The sequence below is a fragment of the Microcoleus sp. PH2017_05_CCC_O_A genome, from assembly GCF_020738785.1.
Classification (GTDB): domain Bacteria; phylum Cyanobacteriota; class Cyanobacteriia; order Cyanobacteriales; family Microcoleaceae; genus Microcoleus.
The window spans coordinates 1-19,794 of the sequence record NZ_JAEQCB010000143.1 but is presented as its reverse complement, the minus strand read 5'-3'; the positions used below and the strand labels follow the sequence as shown (position 1 = coordinate 19,794).

Here is a 19,794-nt window from a genome sequence, read left to right as displayed (position 1 = left end):
CTGGCGGCAGTGCTGCTACAAGGGCGACGGATGTGGCCGGGAATTGCCCTCGGTTCGGTACTGTTAAACTCTACCTTCGCCGCGGGTATACCCTCCGCCGTGATTGTGACATCCGCTTTTAGCGTCACCCTGCAAGCACTGGCTGGGGAGGCTGTGCTCGCGCGGATCGGATTTTGTACTAAGCTCGATCGACTGCGAGATGTTCTGGGTTTGGTGGCGGGCGCTGTCATCGGGTCTACTTTGCTCGGTTCTGCACTCGGCAACTTGGGTACGTGCTTTTTTGGTTGGGCTCAGTGGAGCAATTTCTCTCGCAACTGGTGGACTACGTGGCTCGGAGACGGCATGGGAATTTTAATTGTCACGCCAGTGTTGCTGACTTTACACCACGCTATTAAAAGTTTTAAATCTCCCATAAATCCTCCGATTATTACTGACTTTTTATCATTGTTTAACTGGCTAAAGTGCCAATTGCCAGTTGCTAATTATGAATCATCAATTGCTAATTATCAATCGCTAACTGCTCATTATTTAACTATATCAAATAAAGCCAGAAATCGCTATAATATTATATTTTTAATTTCTGATTATTTAGAAGCACTCATTTTATTTGTTCTGCTGTTGAGCGTGAGTTGGCTAGTTTTTTGTTGTAAAACAAAGGGGGCGAGTGCTCTTTATCCGCTGGAATATTTGCCTTTTCCTTTCATAGTTTGGGCTGCCCTGCGGTTTCAACAGCAGGGAGCAATTTTTGCTTATTCGATCGTCTCTTGCATCGCGATTTTGGGAGCTGTGCAGGGAGGCGGCCCGTTTCTGGTCAAAAGCGAAAATTTGCAACAGGCGGTTTTATTTTTACAAGCTTTTACTGCTACGATCGCCATTGTCGCCCTGATGTTGGCTGCTGCTGTCGCTGAACGCCAGCAAGCTCTGGTTGAGGTACACCGAACCGCGGCCATGTTGCGCGACGCTCACGCTAGTTTAGCTAACGCTCAGCGCATCGCTCAATTGGGCAATTGGGATTTAAATTGCGCCGCCGTCGCCACAACTACAAACTGTGCAGAAGCCGCAGCACATCATATATCCAATATCGAATTGCGGTGGTCGGATGAACTTTATCGCCTCTTGGGTTTGGCTCCGGGAACTGTGAAACCAACACCAGAAGTTTTTTTGCAGGCGGTACATCCAGATGATAGAGAATTGGTGGCGCGATCGCAATGTCAAGCGATATTTGAGCGCAAATCCTATTGCATTAACTACCGAATTTTACTAGCCGACGGCTCTGAGCGCACTGTCTGCGAACAGTCGGCAATTAATTCTAACGTCATCGCCGCCACAGTCCAAGACGTTACCGATCGCCACCGCACAGAAGCGGCTTTGCGAACATCCTCGGAGCGCGATCGGTTGCTCTCAGAAATGGCCCTGAGAATTCGCCACTCCCTCGATCTCGAAGCAATTCTCAACACTACTGTTGCCGAAGTCCGGCAATTTTTCAAGGCAGACCGGGTGTTCATCGGTATTATGGACGGAGGCGGGGCAAATTTGGCTAGCCCGGCGCGCGGCAAAGTTGTTGCTGAGTCTGTCGCTGTGGAATGTCCTTCTCTTATAGGATGGGTGCTCGCTGACGAAAGTTTTATCGAAAAGCAGAAAGCTTTTTATGCTAACAACCTCGTCCGAGTAGTCTCCGATACTGCTACGGTGCAAGTCAGCAACATCATTGCCAAATTGTACAGCGACTATCAAATTCGGGCGACCTTAACTGTGCCGATCTTCCTCGGGGAAGAATTGTTCGGGATCTTGGCCGTCAACCAGTGTTCTGGGCCCCGCCAGTGGCAAGAATTTGAAATTGATTTGTTAGAAAAACTGGCTACCCAAGTCGCGATCGCCCTCTCTTCAGCCCAACTTTTGCAGCAAGTAAAAGATCTCAATGCCAACTTGGAATCTCAAGTGGAGGAACGCACCCGCCAATTGCAGCAAAAAATGCACGAACTGCAAGAAAGCAACCGCCTCAAAGATTTATTTTTGCACGCAGTTTCTCACAATCTCCGCACTCCAGTTATGGGAATGTTAATCCTGCTGAAAAATTTGCTCAACAAATCGGCCTCTGACTCTCTAGAGCATATTGCGGTTTCTCGATCGATCTTGAAGCGGATCGTTGAAGCTAGCGAACACCAGTTGAGAATGGTTAATGCCTTACTCGACGCTCACGCTAGCGAAGTTCAAGGTATTGTCCTAAATACAGTACCGCTGCATTTGCAGTCTTTAACTTCCGCAATTGTTGCTGAGTTAGAACCAATGCTGGCAAAAAATCAAGCAACTTTGACTTTGGAAATACCCGCAGATTTGCCACAAGTCAATGCCGACAGCAAACACTTGCAGCGAGTTCTGGAAAATCTCCTAACCAATGCTATCAAGCACAATCATCCGGGAGTCAATATAACTTTTAAAGCCGAGGTAATTGAAGTAGAAAAAGCACTAATTTTTGCAGAAAATGCACAGGTTTTCACGTCCCGAAATAATTTCGTCGCCCGCTGTATCCCTAACCTGTCATCTGCTGCGGGCGATCGCACGGGGATGTTCGACACCCCAAAAAATCAAGAAACCCGGGCCAAATTTCACCTCGACGGCAGTTGCCAACTGCCCCGCTATCAGGGTCAAATTGGGAATACAGGTGGCAAATTGCCCGATGTCACCGTAAAAATGGTTCGCTGCACTGTAACAGACAATGGAGTCGGAATCAGTGCTAGACAGCGGGAATCTCTGTTTGAACTTTACGTTCAAGACCCCAATAGCCGACAATTAACAGGGCTGGGTTTGGGGCTTTACCTCTCCAAGCAAATTATCAAAGCTCACGGCGGCTTCATCGGCGTCGAAACCACTCCCGGAGGTGGCTCGACTTTCTGGTTTTCGCTACCGACTGTCAGTCGATTTTAGATTTTAGATTTTAGATTTTTAATTTACTTCACAGATGAATGTGGGAGGTTTAACTCTTAGTCTAAAATTTTGATTTCTCCACGACAACAGTCGGGCGCTTGTATCCGTTTGAGCGCGGATTCAATTCTGACAATCGCTATTAACCCAATTATTCAATCTTCAATTATTGAGTCTTCAATCTTCAAATCTTCAATGCTTCAATCCAAAATCCAAAATCCAAAATCCTACAGCGGTTCTCAAAAAAAGTGAGGTATGCGGGCAATACCTATGCCCTATGCCCTATGCCCTATGCCCTATGCCCTATTCGTACCTCATGTTAGTGAGAAAGGCTATATGTTTTATCCTGGCCATGAAAAATCAGTTCAGGCGTTAACGGTTTACGAGGTGTGGCGCGATCGCTTCCTGCGAGATCGGCTGAGCCCTGCTGTCCGAATTGCCATCTTTTTTGCCTTCACAATAATTGTCTATCTTCTGGGCGAAGCAATCTTCGCTCCCCGGGAATTTAAAATTGTTTATTTGTACACTAGCGCTGCTATACAATTTGGCTTGCTGACTTGTTTGGTGTTGCAAAAAACCTCGATCGGAAAACGCTATCCCGGTTTACTATTTTTGGGTTTTTCGTGGTCGTTAACAGTCGTTGTACAGCTTGGATTAGCCGCAGCAAAAATCGGAGACTTACCACTTTTAACTTGGAGTTTAGCGTTTCTCACTCAAGCGACACTGATGCCCGTCCGCTGGCGCCTTCACCTGATTTCTCAGCTCGGCGTTTTGTTCTGCCACGTTGGCATAAATTTAATTTTAAATCTAAGTTTTGCTAAGTATACTACTTTTCGGCTGAGCGGGTTTTACTTATATTTGTTTTGGTTTTGTTTGATCTGCGATTTGTCGGTTTATTGGTACGAATGCCTGCAACGGAAAGAGTTTAGTACCAGGCGCGAGTTGGAATCTGCTTACCAGCAGTTGGAAGTGGCTGAAGCGAAGTACCGCAGCATTTTTGAGAATGCCGGCGAGGGAATTTTTCAAAGCACTCCCGAGGGGCGCTACATTACGGCTAATCCAGCTTTGGCGCGGATTTACGGCTGCGATTCCCCCGAAGAAGTGACGGCAAAGTTTACTGATATTGAGCGACAGTTGTATGTCGATCCTGTACGCAGAAATCAGTTTTTGCGATCGATCGAGCAAAGCAACACAGTATCGGATTTTGAGTCGCAAATTTATCGCTCAGACGGCAGTATTGTCTGGATATCGGAGAAAGCGCGGGTGGTACGGGATAGCAGCGGCTCCGTGCTTTATTATGAGGGTTTAATTGAGGATATCACGCAGCGCAAACAGGCCCAAGAATCGCAGCGGCTGTTTATTCACGCTCTTTCACACGACTTGCGAAATCCGGTAGCGGGAATGTTAATGGTGCTGAAAAATTGGAAGACAAAAACGGGGGATTCGATCGCAATTCCCCGTTCTGTTTTGGAGCGGATGATTCAAGGTAGCGAGCAGCAATTGCGGTTAATAAATTCGCTGTTGGAAGTTCATGCTGGGGAATTGCGCGGTTTGGTTCTGCACTGCACAGGAGTAGATTTGAGAGCGCTAGTGAAAGCTTCGGCGGCTGATTTGGAGCCTTTAATCAATGATGCTCAAGCTACTTTTACAAATTTAGTGCCAGATGATTTGCCCGCAGTGAATGCTGACTATACTCAGTTGTGGCGCGTTTTCTCTAATTTAATTTCTAATGCTTTGAAACACAATCTTCCCGGACTAAATTTGAAAATTTTTGCTAAAGTAATCCCTAGGGGAAAAAATATCATAAATCAAAGTGAATCGAAACCAGATATCGATAAATTACCAATGCCCCATTCCCAATTCCCAATTCCCCATTCCCCAAGTATGATTTACTGTACCGTTGAAGATGACGGAGTGGGAATATTGCCGGAACAGTGCGAACATCTTTTTGACCTTTACGTTAGGGGCAATCAATCCAGACACTCCGTCGGTTTGGGTTTGGGCTTATACCTGTGCAGGCAAATTATTGGCGCTCACGGCGGGCAAATTGGGGTAATTAGCAGTCACGGTAAAGGGGCAATTTTTTGGTTTACTTTGCCCCTAGCTGAAAATAGCCGATGATTTTTTTGTATTTTTAACTACATTTGAGCGGGGATAATTTTTTTGTATTTTTAAATACATTTCATTGTTGGGTTTGATTGTATTATATCCGTTTAGCTCGGGTGCAGAAAAATCTGTCGATCGCACTATTGATGTTAATTTCAAGCAGTGGTAAGATCGCCGGAACATTTTCCAATTTTTTTTGTTCGATCTTCATATTTTATTTATAAAAATTATTTAATCTAGAAAATCCCTAAAACTAGAGAACAGAACTGCAATTTATGTTTGCCGAGAACTGCTCAGAAAATACAGATCAAAACGATCCAGCGAGGTACGACTCAGCCAAATATAACGAGCGGTCGTTCTCAACTTTAGTTCGGGCTATCCGTCTTTCTCAAGGTTACTTTTCTTTCGTTTTAGTCCACTGCAACTCCCTGGCTTTGCGGCAGCAAATAGTCGATCGCCTCCAAGCAACTTGCACCCAGAAACCGCAGCAACTGTTTGTGCCAAAATCGGCGACATCTCTCTACACGACAATCGCCACAGAAGTAGACGGCGCAAAGCCTCCAGCTTTAATGATCCTCGGTTTGGAGTCAGTGGAGTCGATCGATCGATTGCTAAGTTCTACCAATCTAGTATGCAGCGAGTTCAGCAAAAAGTTTTCCTTTCCCATCGTCTTTTGGGTAACAGATGAACTTCTCAGAAAAATCATTCGCACCGCCCCAGATTTATACAATCGGATGACAACAATTAGATTCATTAGTTAGTAGTCATGGGGCATTGGGCATTGGGCATTGGGCATTGGGCATTGGGCATTGGGCATTGGGCATTGGGCATTGGGCCAAACAGGGCATTGGGCATTGGGCATTGGGCAACTGCGATCAAGAATTAGTACGTTCTTAATTGCTGAAACCCTTAATTTTCTTCCTTCTTCCTTCTTCCTTCTTCCTTCTTCCTTCTTCCTTCTTATTTAAATTCCGCTTCCCAAATCAAAACTAATTCCCGCGCCGCCTCAGTACCCTCAGCGGGAAAATCGGGCAAAAAGTCTTTATCCGCCGCCACCTCATAGGGCCCTTCCTTGAACTCCAAAATCACAGTATCCGCAGCCAAAGCTACCAACGTGTGAATAGTGCCCTCTGGAAGTTCCACAGCGCGAGTGGGCCCGATAGCGCTAACTCGGAACGATCGCAAAATTTGACCATGTTCGTTCAAAATCAGAATACCCACTTCTCCTTGAATCACGACAAAAAACTCAAAACCGTTAACTTCCGGCGGGCGCAGGTGTCGGTGAGGGCGCACGTAAGTACCCATTTGCAGCACGTTGACAAACCGCTGCACCTTTTCTGACAAATCGTGGAAATTGTAGTTTTGTCGCCCGCGGGGATTGCTGCGAGAGGAAGCTGCAACTTCGTCTAGCAATTCTTGCGTCAAACACTTAATCGGAGAAGGCTGCACAACAGATATCCTGTATTTAATAGTTTTTGAACAAATCGGCTAGGCTGAGATCATCTTTACCAGCATTTCTTGACATATGAAAATCGCAAATCAGGTGCGTATCACTAAGGCAATGCGTTTGTCAAGTATTTTTAGAACAAGTATTAGCCCGATCGCCCTTTTGATTATTTTACTCTGTACCAGTAAGGTTTCTGCATCCCAAGCGAAGGCTGGGGGACTGTTAATTCAGCAGGAATTGCCCCAGCAGCAACTCAAAGACGAAATTCGCGATCGAGTTCAAGAAGAAGTGGACATTGCTTTTGGGCGCACGGGCCTGCTGCTAAATGGGTTGGTAATTGCCTTAACTTTGTTTCCGACAGCAGCCGGAGTCATTGTTTGGTTTTTGTTGGGCAAATTGTCCAAGCAGACAACAATTGCTCGCCAAGAAATCGAAAGTCTCCACTACGATACCATCTCTCAATTAAAACTATTAATTTCCGATGCTGAAAGTATCTTAGGTGAAATTCAATACCAAAATCACCCAGCAGATGTAGAAACAGATTTGTTATTACCGGATGCCCAAATTCAAGAATTTGCTCCGGTTAACTACGGCAATTATCAACAGTTATTGACGGCAGCCGACTATGCCAAACAGGGAGATGCTTGTTTCTTTGAAAACCGCTATGAAGATGCGATCGCAGCTTACAATCAAGCACTGCAAATTCAGCCGGATTTAGCCGATACTTGGAACAATCGGGGAGTTGTGCTGACTCGAATGCAGCGGTATCCCGAGGCGATCGCATCCTACGAACAAGCTACCACAATTCGCCCGACCTATCCCGACGCTTGGAACAACCGAGGCGTGGTATTGTTGGAGTTGCAGAAGTACCCGGAGGCGATCGGCTGTTACGAACAAGCCATCCAAGCTAAACCCGATTACGCCGACGCTTGGAACAACCGAGGCGTTGCGTTTTCCAAAATGCAGGAATACGAACAAGCAGTAATTTCGTACAATCAAGCCCTACAAGTCAAAAAAGATTATACTGACGCTTGGAACAATCGAGGCGTGGCACTGTCCAAATTGCAAAAGTACGAAGCGGCGATCGAGTCCTACGACAATGCTGCTAAAATTCGACCTGATTTTTACAGAATATGGTACAATAAAGCCCGATGTTATGCGCTCCAAGGTAAAATTGATTTAGCAATTGAAAATTTAAAGCGCGCCCTGAATCTCAATCCGAATTTGTGCAAAGAGTTGGCAAAAACTGAAGTTGATTTAGAAAAACTTCGCGAACATGATGCGTTTAAACAGTTGATCGGTTAATTGGGCATTGGGCATTGGGCATTGGGCATTGGGCATTGGGCATTGGGCATTGGGCATTGCCCCGCGCAGGGCATTGGGCATTGGGCATTGGGAAGAAGGCCTTCCCAGGGCCGAAAAGCATTGGCCTTCCCAGGGCATCGGCCTTCCCAGGGGATTGGGCATTAGGAATTTAGAAATTGGTAATTGTTAGCAATTAACTAATAACTAATAACTAATAACCGATGCCCGATGCCCCATGCCCGATGCCCTATTCCCTATCCCCTACAAATATTTCTGCAATAGCAAACCCATTTTCTCCTTGGTTGCGGGAGGTACTTTGTCCAGTGGAGTCAGAATTGCATATTTCAAAGCGGAATGTGCCTCAGAAACAGGGGGATTTTCGGTTAGCCTCCGCACAGTTTCTTGAATTACTTTTTGGGCATTTTCCGCATTGCGGTGCAAGTTGGCGATTACCATTTCTACTGTTACGCTGTCGTGTTCTTCATGCCAGCAGTCGTAATCGGTGACTAATGCTAAAGTTGCGTAGGCAATCTCTGCTTCTCTGGCTAATTTTGCTTCGGGCAAATTTGTCATCCCGATGACTGTCGCATCCCAACTGCGGTAAAGATTTGATTCTGCTTTGGTGGAAAATGCGGGGCCTTCCATGCAGACGTAGGTGCCGCCGCGATGCAGGGAAACGTCGGCGAGGTTCAAGGATTCGATCGCACTTACCAACACTTTAGCCAATTCGCCGCAAATCGGATCGCCGAAGGTGATATGACCGACTATTCCTTCTCCGAAAAATGTAGAAGCTCGATTTTTTGTGCGATCGATAAACTGATCTGGCACTACCATATCTAAAGGTTTGGCCTCTGTTTTTAGGGAACCAACCGCCGACGCTGAGATTAAATACTCAACTCCTAGACTCTTCATGGCATAGATATTTGCCCGATAGGGGACTTCCGAGGGCAAATAAGTGTGATTGCGGCCGTGTCTGGCCAAAAATGCAACGGGCGTACCGTCTAAGGTTCCCACAATGGCTGCATCAGATGGCGCGCCAAAAGGTGTATCGATTTTTACCTCTTCAACATCCTTGAGGGCTTCCATTTTATACAAACCGCTGCCGCCGATAATGCCGATTTTTGCCTGTGCCATTTTACCCTCTGCCTCAGTTTTACAACATTGATTCTATCGAGCTATTGTTAAGTTTGCGTTAAAATAATTTAATTTTTATAGCGATTGCGATCGTTTATACACTGTTTTGTCACAAGATATGTATGATCTTAATCACAATGTATCTTTACAAAATCTTTAAAAATAAAGGTACAGGGTTCTGTTATCTATTTTCAGGGTGTTAAAAAAATGACAGTCAGTTCTGCTAGCGTACCTAAGATCGCGATCGAGGCGATCGTCCAACGAATCTTTGCTTTCCGCCAAATTACGCCTCTCGACAGGCGGCTGCTGAAGTCTGCAATGCTTTCGACAAACCGTCTCAACGAAAAGGATCGGTGTCAGATTAACCGAGTGCATCAGGGCATCCAAGATGGATTGATTCTGGTTGTGGAATAGATAGACTTTTAAAAAGGGTGCTTCAGTCTGTATCTGCTGGCAGTTATTTTCGGGAGATCATCTGATTTTGGCGATCGAATTTTGAAATCAAAAATAAGATAATTTCCGATAGTTTCATTTTTCCGCAGCTAGAAAGGGCGATCGTTTTGTTAAAGTTTTACTGGCTGCGGATGTCCAGGATTCGGCATTAACTATTGCGAGTTAAAATTTAGCAGCCAAAAGTGTTTGTAGGGTGTGTCGCTATGAATAATCCCTAAAAAAGATTCAAAATCTCGTAGCGACGCACCGACAAGATTTGAGGAAACAACCTCTGTTTTGCTCGGTACCACAAAATTTGGTGCTTAGCAAATTTTTTTCATGCTTGTAAGCTGTACCGCATTTAATACGATTTTTGGAAAAAGATTGCTACACAATAAATGTTTGGTTTGTTTATCAAAAATTTATTGTCAATAGAAAAAGGTACGTTGTTGCGCTTCAGCGCTCTTTATCTATATATCTAAAGAGGGCTGAAGCCCAACAACGTACCTTAAAGATTTAGGATTGGTATTATTAATTAAAATTTAGCAGCCAAAACCCTGTATAAGTCATGCCGCTATCATCGGGCTGGACTAAGAGAAAATGCAATCCTTTACTCGATTGTTTGCGCTGTTGGTAAGTTTCGGCGGCGGCTTTTACTTCGCTATCTTCAAAGGTGGCGACAACCCATCGATCGGCTAACCCAGCTTCCAATATCAATCCGTCGGGAGCTCCGGCGATATAGTTCAAGGCGAAGGGTTTGGCTTCCTGAAGCCATCTAGCTAGGCGCATTGACTGTCGCCCGCCGTCAATTACAACTCCGGGTACGGGTACTGTTGAGGCTAAACCTAAGTTCAGGGGTAATAGGAATTCGGGCATTTCTAAGATGGGGATGGGACGCCCTTGGATGGCTTCTAGGATGTCGCCGGCGGGTAGGGATGCAAAACGCCAGGTATCGCCCCAGAGATTTTCGGGTAGGGGGATGGGTGGAGGAGTTTCTAGGTCGATCGCCCGATAAGCTTCATTAGTATAATTAGGCAGACTGGAATATTCTCGATCGCGTTGTTGCAGCAGGGTTTTGAGGGCGGCGGTGCGCCGAGTTGCTTCTACTTTGACGCCCAAAACTTTGCCCGCAGCTTCGATTAAACTGAGAGATTGAGGTCTAAATACTTGGATTGTGTCGGGCAATTTCTGGGTTTGAACTTGCTGGAATTGGGCGGCTAGCCAATGGGAGTTGGCTTCCGACTGGCGGCAAAGGGCGCTAAATTGAAATGTTTGTGCCGAGTCGCAGATGAGGAGTTCCCACAATGGTTTGCCGGTTTCGTCTCGGAGAGGGCGGCGGTAGAAATCGGCTTGCCAAATACGCATGGGAATTAAAAAATAAGGTCAACTTGACTCGATTATTTTAATCTGGTTTGGATTCGCGATCGGGATTTTGCGGTTTTCTCGCGGGGGCTTACGTTTTACCGCCGTTTCAAGCCCTAGACAGGGAAATATGGGTTTTCCGGCTCTTCAATCATTGAACACTGGCAATTAAAGCCCGAGTTTCAATCCCTGATAGGGATTTATGGGTTTTCCGGCTCAAGGGGATTGGTTTCGCTGCCATCAAGCCTGTTTCAATCCCTGATAGGGATTTATGGGTTTTCCGGCGAAAAATTAGCTTAGGAATCTTTATCAACAAATCTGTTTCAATCCCTGATAGGGATTTATGGGTTTTCCGGCTCTCGATCGCTCTTCCTCTTCCTCTTCAAAAAAGTTTCAATCCCTGATAGGGATTTATGGGTTTTCCGGCGCAACCACCAAGTCGATTTAAAGTCAGAGAAATAGTGAGTTTCAATCCCTGATAGGGATTTATGGGTTTTCCGGCGTTACTTCAGCAAGATAAGCTAATTCGTCATTATCGTTTCAATCCCTGATAGGGATTTATGGGTTTTCCGGCTGTGGGTTTGCGAATAATACCCAATCCTAAATTGGGCGTTTCAATCCCTGATAGGGATTTATGGGTTTTCCGGCGCATAATACCTTCTGCTTCTTTTGGTTATAATAAGTTTCAATCCCTGATAGGGATTTATGGGTTTTCCGGCTAGCCGTGGGCATCGCCATAACCAGGCGCGTGTTTCAATCCCTGATAGGGATTTATGGGTTTTCCGGCGGCAGTTCCGGGTCTTGTTCAATTACTGTTGTGAGTTTCAATCCCTGATAGGGATTTATGGGTTTTCCGGCTTGAAGTGTTTGTTTCCTAGAGAATAGTGATTTGGTGTTTCAATCCCTGATAGGGATTTATGGGTTTTCCGGCTCAACAGCAGGCAATTGAGTTGCAGCGCCAAGAAATGTTTCAATCCCTGATAGGGATTTATGGGTTTTCCGGCACCAAAAATCGCTCCCTCCCGCCAACTAGAGTTAATGAGTTTCAATCCCTGATAGGGATTTATGGGTTTTCCGGCTTTGGGAATATGCGGTTTGCCGGCCAGACTTCAAGGGGTTTCAATCCCTGATAGGGATTTATGGGTTTTCCGGCACAGCTTGCCGCTGTTCGTTTGTCAGAGTACCGTTGTTTCAATCCCTGATAGGGATTTATGGGTTTTCCGGCTTGACAACCCCATTTTTAATACCTAATGCTGTTGAACTTGCGTTTCAATCCCTGATAGGGATTTATGGGTTTTCCGGCGCTGGAGCGAACTGACCCATTACAGCCCACAAAGTTTCAATCCCTGATAGGGATTTATGGGTTTTCCGGCTAAAGATGTTTTGAGGATTCAAAACCATACATTTGTTTCAATCCCTGATAGGGATTTATGGGTTTTCCGGCTATGTTGATTTGGTATAATCCACAGATTCGATCGGGCGTTTCAATCCCTGATAGGGATTTATGGGTTTTCCGGCGGTTCCGGGGCTGTGGGTGCAGTCGGTTCTGGTTTGTTTCAATCCCTGATAGGGATTTATGGGTTTTCCGGCATTGATCGACTTAGTTGTTGAAATGCAGTCTGGTATGTTTCAATCCCTGATAGGGATTTATGGGTTTTCCGGCTCGGCAGGGTCAACTTGGTTCAGCATTGAGAGTGCAGTTACGTTTCAATCCCTGATAGGGATTTATGGGTTTTCCGGCCTGGATCGGGATACCAGTAAAATCCGACGGGAATGTTTCAATCCCTGATAGGGATTTATGGGTTTTCCGGCGGAAATAGATCATTTAGGGATACATCCCCCCAAACTCGTTTCAATCCCTGATAGGGATTTATGGGTTTTCCGGCCTTGCAGGTACTGAAGCTGAGTTTAATTTTGCTGTCATGTTTCAATCCCTGATAGGGATTTATGGGTTTTCCGGCGCAGCAGTTTCAATCCCTGATAGGGATTTATGGGTTTTCCGGCCGCCCGCTCCAGAAGCCTTGCTGTATTTGGTTTTCAAGGTGCAGTTCCGTGAATCTAAAACTAAAGTACCATTCTAGCCTTCGGCTTGTCAATCCCCAATTTTTCATACTCACTCCAAAACGTTATCCTGTAAAGCTTCCAGACTTTCCGTGAATCGTTTTTTCAGAAGAGGGGCATCAAATCCTTGCGGAACATGAGTTTGAGCAAAAAAATTTCATACCTCTATTTTAACACCTACCGGTTCACGGAAACTAAGCAAAAAATATTGTTCGATCGCCCGATCGAACCAAACCACGCCCTCAACCCTACCCAAAACCCATCAAAAACAGATGCTGCGATTGCTTTCATAAGAGATCGCTTACGCTAACGTTCCTCGCAATGACATAATACGCGATCGATACGTAAGTCTTGACCCGATCGCACAAAAGCTATCATAAATAAACCATCAACCTCTATCATCCTCGCCGCATCATGAACCCTGCCCTCACTCAATTTGGCACTCAAATGTCTCAACTCACAGGAGTTCGGGCAATTATGAAAGATATTATAGAAACACTCAGATCCGGCCACGGGCAGGAATTTATCAACTTAAGCGCCGGAAATCCGGTGATTTTGCCGGAAGTCGAGCAATTGTGGCGCGATTGCACAGCGGAACTTTTATCCAGCCCCGAATACGGCGAAGTCGTTTGTCGCTACGGTTCCAGCCAAGGTTATCAGCCCTTTATCGATGCAGTATTGGCCGACTTTAACCAACGTTACAATCTCAATTTGACCGATCGCAACATCCTAATTACTCCCGGAAGTCAATCAATCTACTTCTACGCAGCCAACGCTTTCGGAGGCTACACCACACCAGTCGCCGACACTTCCGATCCCAAATCTCAAATCCGCAACCTAAAGTCGATCGTCCTTCCCCTCAGCCCAGACTACACCGGTTACGGCGGCGTCAGCCTCATTCCCGAAGCAGTCATCGCCTGCAAACCCACCCTAGATATTGATGCAGCCGCCCACAGATTCAAATACCGCCCGGATTTCAGCCAACTTTCCATTGATGAAACCAGCGGTTGCGTCATCTTTTCCCGTCCCTGCAACCCCACAGGAAACGTCCTCACCGACGACGAAGTGCAGAAAATCGCCGATTTAGCAGCCGCTTTCGACGTGCCGGTGTTAGTCGATTCCGCCTACGGGCCTCCCTTCCCGGCCTTGAACTTTACCGAAATGAAGCCGATTTTCGGCGGCAATATCGTCCACTGCATGAGTTTGTCGAAGGCCGGATTACCGGGTGAAAGAATCGGAATTGCGATCGGCGATGAAGGAATTATTCAAATATTAGAGTCTTTTCAGACCAATATGTGCATTCACTCGCCGAGATACGGACAGGCGATCGCAGCTAGGGCCATTGCTTCCGGCGCCCTAGCCGACATTTCCCTCAACGTAATTCGCCCGTACTATCAAAGCAAATTTGCAGTAGTTGAAAGCACGTTAGAACACGCAATGCCGAAGGATTTGCCATGGTTCTTGCACCGAGGTGAAGGAGCAATCTTTGCCTGGTTGTGGCTCAAAGATTTGCCAATGACTGATTGGGAAATGTATCAAGAATTGAAAAAAGTCGGCGTGATTGTGGTACCGGGAAGTTCTTTTTTCCCCGGTTTGCGGGAAGATTGGCAGCACAAACACGAGTGTTTGCGAATTAGTTTGACTGCGACAAATGATGAGATTGAAACTGCGATGAAACGTTTGGCTCAATTGGTGGAAAAAGTTTATCTATAGCGGTTATCAGAAAGATGAGGTACGTTGTTGGGCTTCAGCCCTCTTAGTTTAAGCGGTTATGTAAGCTGTCAGTCATATAGCGGTTCTCAGAAAGATGAGGTATGTTGTTGGGCTTCAGCCCTCTTAGTTTAAGCGGTTATGTAAGCTGTCAATTATACCTCATCTTTTTGAGAAAGGCTATATCTTAATTTGTTATTAGATGACACGGCGGTTTTTACCGCCCGTCTTCTTTGTACTCGTTACTAGAACGAACCAGTTATAGCATTTATCAGAAAGATGATGAATGTAAATGGAGTTTTTGATGCCACCTCGCTTAGTATATAATCACTACTCTCAGAGGGCCCAAGCCCAACAACGTACCTTACTTTTTTGAGAACCGCTATATATCGTTTATGGTTGCATCGGAATGATTTAACCTTACTAGGGCGCAGAGGACACAGAGAGAGAATAGAGAGATTAATACAGGAGGATGAAGAGTGGATTTGATATTAAACCAGAAGCGCCTTCTTCCTTCTTCCTTCTTCCTTCCTTCTTCCTTCGATCGACTACAATTTAATAAATATAATTAGAGGCACGGTAGTTATGGCAGTGCAATTAATCAAAAGATTGCTCACCGTAGAAGAATATCATTTAATGGGTAAAGCTGGTATTTTTCCCCAGGGCGATCGCGTAGAATTGATCGAAGGAGAACTTGTACAAATGGCCGCCATTGGAACTCGCCACGCCGGATGTGTCAACCGCCTCAACAGACTCTCGGCTGCAATTCCCGAAACAAGAGCGATTATTGCTGTCCAAAATCCTGTTCAGTTGACCGATCGCACTGAACCTCAACCTGATGTAGTATTTCTACAACCCCGTGCTGATTATTATTCAACGGCACATCCTACACCATCAGAAGTTTTGCTGTTGATAGAAGTATCTGATAGTACGGTGGATTACGATCGAGATGTGAAAGTTCCCATTTACGCGCGATCGCAAATTGCAGAGGTTTGGCTAGTAGATTTAGAAGCACAATGCTTAGAAGTATACCGCCAGCCAACACCCAACGGTTACAGTTTAATCCAAAAGTTTTGGCGCGGTCAACAAGTTTCGCCTCTAGCATTTCCTGATTGGGAAGTGAATATCGACTTCGTACTCGGATAGTTGCAGCAAGGGGAGCATCTCAGTTTTTCATTTATAGTGCGAGCGTCCTCGCTCGCGAGTATTATACACCTCGCGAGCGAGGACGCTCGCACTACAATAAAAAATATTTTTTGCAACAATGAGATGCTCCCGCAGCAAGCATTCCCAATTACCCATTCCCAATTACCCATTCCCAAAATTAAACTACCCGATAAACAAAACTTAAAGTCGCCCAAACATTCACATCCAAAGCCAAATCATCCGTCGATATCCCCAGTTTCTGCACGCCCGGAATACTAGCCACGTGCAAATCTTCCAACACAGCCCGCGCCACATTTAAAGGATTCAACAACATCACCGGCAAAGTATCCCTTGTTTGCTGCATTTCCGCTGCTATTGCAGCCAAAGTGCGATCGAACGAATTCTCACTAACTATAATCAAGGTTTCCGCCAAACCCACAGCCCCAGACACCGCCAAGCCCAAAGCCCCAGCCGCTGGCACGCTCAAATTATCCCCAGGGGCGATCGCCATTGACATCGCACCAGCATCACTTTCAGCCTGATAATTCATCGCCAACAACCGTCCAGCGGTATCCGAGGAAAACACCGCAGCATAAACCGGGCGATCGCTCTCGTTATATAATCTATATTGAATTCGGCTGCCGATCGGCAAACTTAGTATACCCAAGTTACTCGATTTCTCGCTTGGAGCGCTCAGGGGTTCCAACCGGTAATCACCACTCGCCCGCACCGACTCCCGCTGCACCATCACCCGGGCTTGCGGCGCTAGAGTTGCCAAAACCGCCCGCACCTTCAGCCGCGAAGATGTCTCATTGACAGTCAGCCGCAGCAACTTCCCCGCCTGTAAAGCTTTCAACTGCGGAATCAACCGCTGCACCGCCACCTTAACGGCTTCTCCCCCGTCGCCCTGAGTGTCGGGAATCAGCATTTGGCTGACAGAAAACAAACCGTAGCGGCCTTGATACAAAGCAGGCTCGTAAGCCGCAGGAGTCTGAGCGACAATGGTTTCAGAGACTCTCCCGAACCGAAAGTCAGCCGGTTGCTCGCTCCCTACGGCTGAAACTTGCGGTACAGTCGCGAAAGCACTGGTAGCATCCACCCGCTCGATTCGTTCCAAACCAGAGTCTAAAGCTACTGTCAAACCGATGTTTCGCGGCAATACCCGAATTTCTTCCCTCACCAAATCGCCGGCTGTTAATTGCCCTTTTGTACGATCGAGCTTATCTAAAATTTGAGCTTTTGCAGACAAACCGGTGCGCGATCGCAGCAACAGTCGTGAAGTATAGTTGCTATTCTCTAGGGAATCGCTGTCGATCGATTTAACCGACGAATCCACAGCAAACACCGAGCCCTCGCAGCACTCCAAAACCCCAGCCGACAACCCGCCCAGCCACAACTGCACAGTTTTGCCGCCATCTTCCACCGCCGTCACAGCCCCGTCAGCAGCAGCGGAATTTAACATTAAACTTGTGGCAAAATTCAGCGCCGGTGCGGTTGTTAAATTGTCAGGGCGAATTTGCGGTTGCTGCGATAATCCCGCTATTTGCTCGACTGCGCCCGCCGCCCGACTAAAACTGACGCTGAAACTGCTAGCCGGAGTCGCTAACCACAGACTTTGGGTGAGGGCGTAGGTAAACAAACCCGCAGTAAATCCGTTCCATTCTTGTTCCCCGGCGATTTGGGAATTGGCGGCCGCACTCAGCAGGGCGATCGCAGAACCATTGTTTTTGCCTGACTGGAGACCTTCGGCAAACGTTAATTCTGCGAGGCTTGGCTGCCCGATGGTGGGGCGCGGACGGGAACGGATGCGAAAGTTGCCGTTTTTGAGGAAACCCGGGTAGGTGTGACTGGTGTCGAGGATGGCGATCGCATTTTCTGTGGCGAGCGATCGTACCAACTGCAACACCGTTTCCTCTAAAATATCGTTGACCGATCGATTTTCTAACAGCGGTACCACGTCATCAGCAGGTACTAAACTGTTTTGCATTTTTGCCGGAGAGTCTCCAAAACTAACTCGACTACCGCAGCCGCTAAAGTGAAAAACCACCACATCACCCGGTTTTGCTTGTTCCCTCAAATGAGTTACAAAAGCCGTCTCGATATTGTCCCTGGTAGCGCCAGCATCAGTCAAAGTCAGAATATCCGACGGCGCAAACCCAAACCGATATACCAGCAATTCCCGCTGCAATTCCACATCCGTCACACAGCCGTGTAGGGGCGAATCTGGATATTGGTCAACCCCCACCAACAAAGCCAATTTACGCGCTGTTGGCTGGGCTAAAGCTTCCAAGTAGCGCGATCCCAACCGCAACCATCCAGCCTCGCTGATTCCGATGGCGGCCAGCACCCGGCCAGCTTGCTGCAAAAATTCCCGCCGCTTGAGTCCCATTTTTAAAGAGTTTTGAATTTTATGTTTTGAATTTCAAGTTAAATACCCCTCTCTAATTTTAGGGGCTTTCATTAGATTGTGACTTATACCAATTCTGAAAACTTATACAACATTAGTAGGATGCGTCGCAAATCTCAAAACCCTGGAATCCAGTAGATGCTGACTGTTAATTCTTAAGATATAGCGGTTCTCAAAAAAGTGAGGTATGCCCTAATGCCCGGTTTTGCGGGTTTTGCCGGCGCAGGCCTATTCCCTATTCCCAGTCGTACCTCATATGAGATCTCGAAAGGCTATAACTTCGATACGCGAGCGGGGACAGCACTATTAAATGCAAAACTGAGATGATCCCATAACTTCTAAGTTTTAACTTTTGAGTTTCAAGCTTAAATTTTACAATTTAAAACTCAAAACCCCCAACTCAAAACTATTCAGAATGCCACCAATACCAAAGTTCAAGACTTAAATCTCGTAACTAAAAATATTCATAGCCTTCGCCAATTCGGCGGCGACTTCGGGTCGAGAAAACTGCGGTGGTGGCAATTTTCCAGCGCGCAGCATCTCGCGCACTTTGGTTCCCGACAAATGCACCCGCTGTTCCGGAGTGCTGGGACTTGTTTTAGTTGTACCCATTTGTTCCGTCACCTTGCAATAGAAAGCGTGCTCGAATTTCATCGGCACAATTCCCAATTCAGAAGGCTCGAACTCGTCAAAAATGTGTTGGGCGTCGAAGGTGCCGTAATAATCGCCAACTCCAGCATGATCGCGCCCGACAATAAAGTGAGTGCAGCCGTAGTTTTTGCGAATTAAAGCGTGAAAAATTGCTTCTCTGGGGCCGGCGTAGCGCATCGCCGCCGGATTAATTGCCAAGATTACGCGATCTTTTGGATAGTATTTATCTAGCAGGATTTCGTAGCAGCGCATCCGCACGTCAGCAGGGATATCATCATCTTTAGTTGTCCCGACTAACGGGTGCAAAAATAATCCGTCTACTGTTTCTAAGGCGCATTTTTGGATGTATTCGTGGGCCCGGTGGATGGGGTTTCGGGTTTGGAAACCGACTATCCCGGATTGGTCTACTACTTGAACGCCCGGGTGTTTGAGATCGTCGGTACGGTAGACGTTGAGGGCTTCTTCTTCTTTGCTGTAGCGGTATTTTTCTGCAAGTTCCAAGATACCGGCAAATTCGCCAGCCGGGGAGTCGAGGCGGACTAAGGCGCCTTCGGTGAGGGTGTCGGCGACTGCTTCGCTGACTGAAAGGGTGATGGGAATCGACCAGGGGAGGCCGTTGGAGAGGCGCATTTCTTTGACTACCGATCGATAATCAGCTTCTACCATGAACCCTTTGAGAGGACTGAAGGCGCCGATCGCGATCATTTGCAAGTCAGAGATCGATCGATCCGAAAGCTGGACTCGCGGCAGGGACTCTGCTTTGTCAAAAAATTCCTGTCTTTGGTCTAGTGTAGCAATGCGGTTGACCAGGATGCCGCCGTGAGGGGCAATGCGGTCTGAATGCTGGCTCATGTCTATTTGAAGTTGTTGGTTTTATCTGCCAGAGTACATACTACCAAGGCCAGGCCGTAAATCTACATTATTTTTTAATTTTTCTGGAGTTTTGCAGAATGCTGATGAAGGCGGGGCTGCGATTCTTTAAGGAATGAGAATTAAATAACTTACAATTTTAATTAGACCTCTTGCAAAAATCCTTTTAACCAAATTTTGGGACGGGCTAGAAGCCCATCCCACAAGAAAAAAGATTTTTGTGGGATGGGCTTCTAGCCCG

General features: G+C 46.6%; 12 protein-coding genes and 1 CRISPR repeat array. Of the genes, 7 read left to right on the top strand and 5 right to left on the bottom strand.

What is annotated here, in order from left to right; genetic code table 11:
• The 3 genes from JGK20_RS26520 to JGK20_RS26510 form a co-directional block, all read left to right on the top strand.
• On the top strand, positions 1-2,925 hold a 2,925-nt coding region (locus tag JGK20_RS26520), incomplete at its 5' end, for an MASE1 domain-containing protein (RefSeq protein WP_293232700.1).
• A gap of 333 nt (positions 2,926-3,258) precedes the next feature.
• Positions 3,259-5,043 carry a PAS domain-containing sensor histidine kinase gene (locus JGK20_RS26515; RefSeq protein ID WP_293189913.1) on the top strand — a complete coding sequence of 595 codons (1,785 nt, stop codon included), beginning with the start codon at positions 3,259-3,261 and terminating at the stop codon, positions 5,041-5,043.
• 260 nt (positions 5,044-5,303) lie between these two features.
• A complete protein-coding gene (locus JGK20_RS26510; RefSeq protein ID WP_293196493.1) occupies positions 5,304-5,789 on the top strand; it encodes a hypothetical protein in 486 nt (161 codons plus the stop codon).
• Positions 5,790-5,988: 199 nt separating this feature from the next.
• Here JGK20_RS26510 and JGK20_RS26505 read toward each other — a convergent pair whose 3' ends face one another.
• Positions 5,989-6,477 carry a WbuC family cupin fold metalloprotein gene (locus JGK20_RS26505; protein ID WP_293232698.1) on the bottom strand — a complete coding sequence of 163 codons (489 nt, stop codon included), beginning with the start codon at positions 6,475-6,477 and terminating at the stop codon, positions 5,989-5,991.
• A 76-nt stretch (positions 6,478-6,553) separates the two neighbouring features.
• Between JGK20_RS26505 and JGK20_RS26500 the strand changes: the two genes are divergently transcribed.
• The gene (locus JGK20_RS26500) at positions 6,554-7,780 is read left to right on the top strand and encodes a tetratricopeptide repeat protein (protein WP_293183447.1); all 1,227 of its coding nucleotides are present in this window, start codon (positions 6,554-6,556) and stop codon (positions 7,778-7,780) included.
• Positions 7,781-8,041: 261 nt separating this feature from the next.
• Here the strand turns inward: JGK20_RS26500 and JGK20_RS26495 are convergent, their stop codons facing one another.
• A complete protein-coding gene (locus JGK20_RS26495) occupies positions 8,042-8,914 on the bottom strand; it encodes an S-methyl-5'-thioadenosine phosphorylase (RefSeq protein WP_293189903.1) in 873 nt (290 codons plus the stop codon).
• A 207-nt stretch (positions 8,915-9,121) separates the two neighbouring features.
• Here JGK20_RS26495 and JGK20_RS26490 point away from each other — a divergent pair, with 207 nt between their 5' ends.
• The gene (locus JGK20_RS26490; RefSeq protein ID WP_293149903.1) at positions 9,122-9,328 is read left to right on the top strand and encodes a hypothetical protein; all 207 of its coding nucleotides are present in this window, start codon (positions 9,122-9,124) and stop codon (positions 9,326-9,328) included.
• Between the two features lie 549 nt (positions 9,329-9,877).
• Here the strand turns inward: JGK20_RS26490 and JGK20_RS26485 are convergent.
• Positions 9,878-10,711, bottom strand: coding sequence for a Tab2/Atab2 family RNA-binding protein (locus tag JGK20_RS26485; protein ID WP_293189901.1), 834 nt, complete (start codon positions 10,709-10,711; stop codon positions 9,878-9,880).
• Between the two features lie 104 nt (positions 10,712-10,815).
• Positions 10,816-12,669: a CRISPR direct-repeat array (repeat unit 37 nt; unit sequence GTTTCAATCCCTGATAGGGATTTATGGGTTTTCCGGC).
• Between the two features lie 514 nt (positions 12,670-13,183).
• Between JGK20_RS26485 and JGK20_RS26480 the strand changes: the two genes are divergently transcribed.
• Both JGK20_RS26480 and JGK20_RS26475 read left to right on the top strand, forming a co-directional pair.
• The gene (locus JGK20_RS26480; RefSeq protein ID WP_293232696.1) at positions 13,184-14,482 is read left to right on the top strand and encodes a valine--pyruvate transaminase; all 1,299 of its coding nucleotides are present in this window, start codon (positions 13,184-13,186) and stop codon (positions 14,480-14,482) included.
• A 582-nt stretch (positions 14,483-15,064) separates the two neighbouring features.
• The gene (locus JGK20_RS26475) at positions 15,065-15,625 is read left to right on the top strand and encodes a Uma2 family endonuclease (RefSeq protein WP_293232694.1); all 561 of its coding nucleotides are present in this window, start codon (positions 15,065-15,067) and stop codon (positions 15,623-15,625) included.
• Between the two features lie 178 nt (positions 15,626-15,803).
• Here JGK20_RS26475 and JGK20_RS26470 read toward each other — a convergent pair whose 3' ends face one another.
• Positions 15,804-18,014, bottom strand: coding sequence for a caspase family protein (locus JGK20_RS26470; RefSeq protein ID WP_293232692.1), 2,211 nt, complete (start codon positions 18,012-18,014; stop codon positions 15,804-15,806).
• Between the two features lie 459 nt (positions 18,015-18,473).
• Complete coding sequence (locus tag JGK20_RS26465; RefSeq protein WP_293232690.1) at positions 18,474-19,535, bottom strand: sulfate adenylyltransferase; 1,062 nt, start codon at positions 19,533-19,535, stop codon at positions 18,474-18,476.
• Positions 19,536-19,794: the final 259 nt, after the last annotated feature.

Bases quoted from the DNA above. Each gene is read 5' to 3' on its own strand.
- JGK20_RS26480 (WP_293232696.1), top strand. From the start codon at position 13,184: ATGAACCCTGCCCTCACTCAATTTGGCACTCAAATGTCTCAACTCACA.
- JGK20_RS26495 (WP_293189903.1), bottom strand. From the start codon at position 8,914: ATGGCACAGGCAAAAATCGGCATTATCGGCGGCAGCGGTTTGTATAAA.
- JGK20_RS26515 (WP_293189913.1), top strand. From the start codon at position 3,259: ATGTTTTATCCTGGCCATGAAAAATCAGTTCAGGCGTTAACGGTTTAC.
- JGK20_RS26490 (WP_293149903.1), top strand. From the start codon at position 9,122: ATGACAGTCAGTTCTGCTAGCGTACCTAAGATCGCGATCGAGGCGATC.
- JGK20_RS26470 (WP_293232692.1), bottom strand. From the start codon at position 18,014: ATGGGACTCAAGCGGCGGGAATTTTTGCAGCAAGCTGGCCGGGTGCTG.
- JGK20_RS26485 (WP_293189901.1), bottom strand. From the start codon at position 10,711: ATGCGTATTTGGCAAGCCGATTTCTACCGCCGCCCTCTCCGAGACGAA.
- JGK20_RS26510 (WP_293196493.1), top strand. From the start codon at position 5,304: ATGTTTGCCGAGAACTGCTCAGAAAATACAGATCAAAACGATCCAGCG.
- JGK20_RS26475 (WP_293232694.1), top strand. From the start codon at position 15,065: ATGGCAGTGCAATTAATCAAAAGATTGCTCACCGTAGAAGAATATCAT.
- JGK20_RS26500 (WP_293183447.1), top strand. From the start codon at position 6,554: ATGAAAATCGCAAATCAGGTGCGTATCACTAAGGCAATGCGTTTGTCA.
- JGK20_RS26465 (WP_293232690.1), bottom strand. From the start codon at position 19,535: ATGAGCCAGCATTCAGACCGCATTGCCCCTCACGGCGGCATCCTGGTC.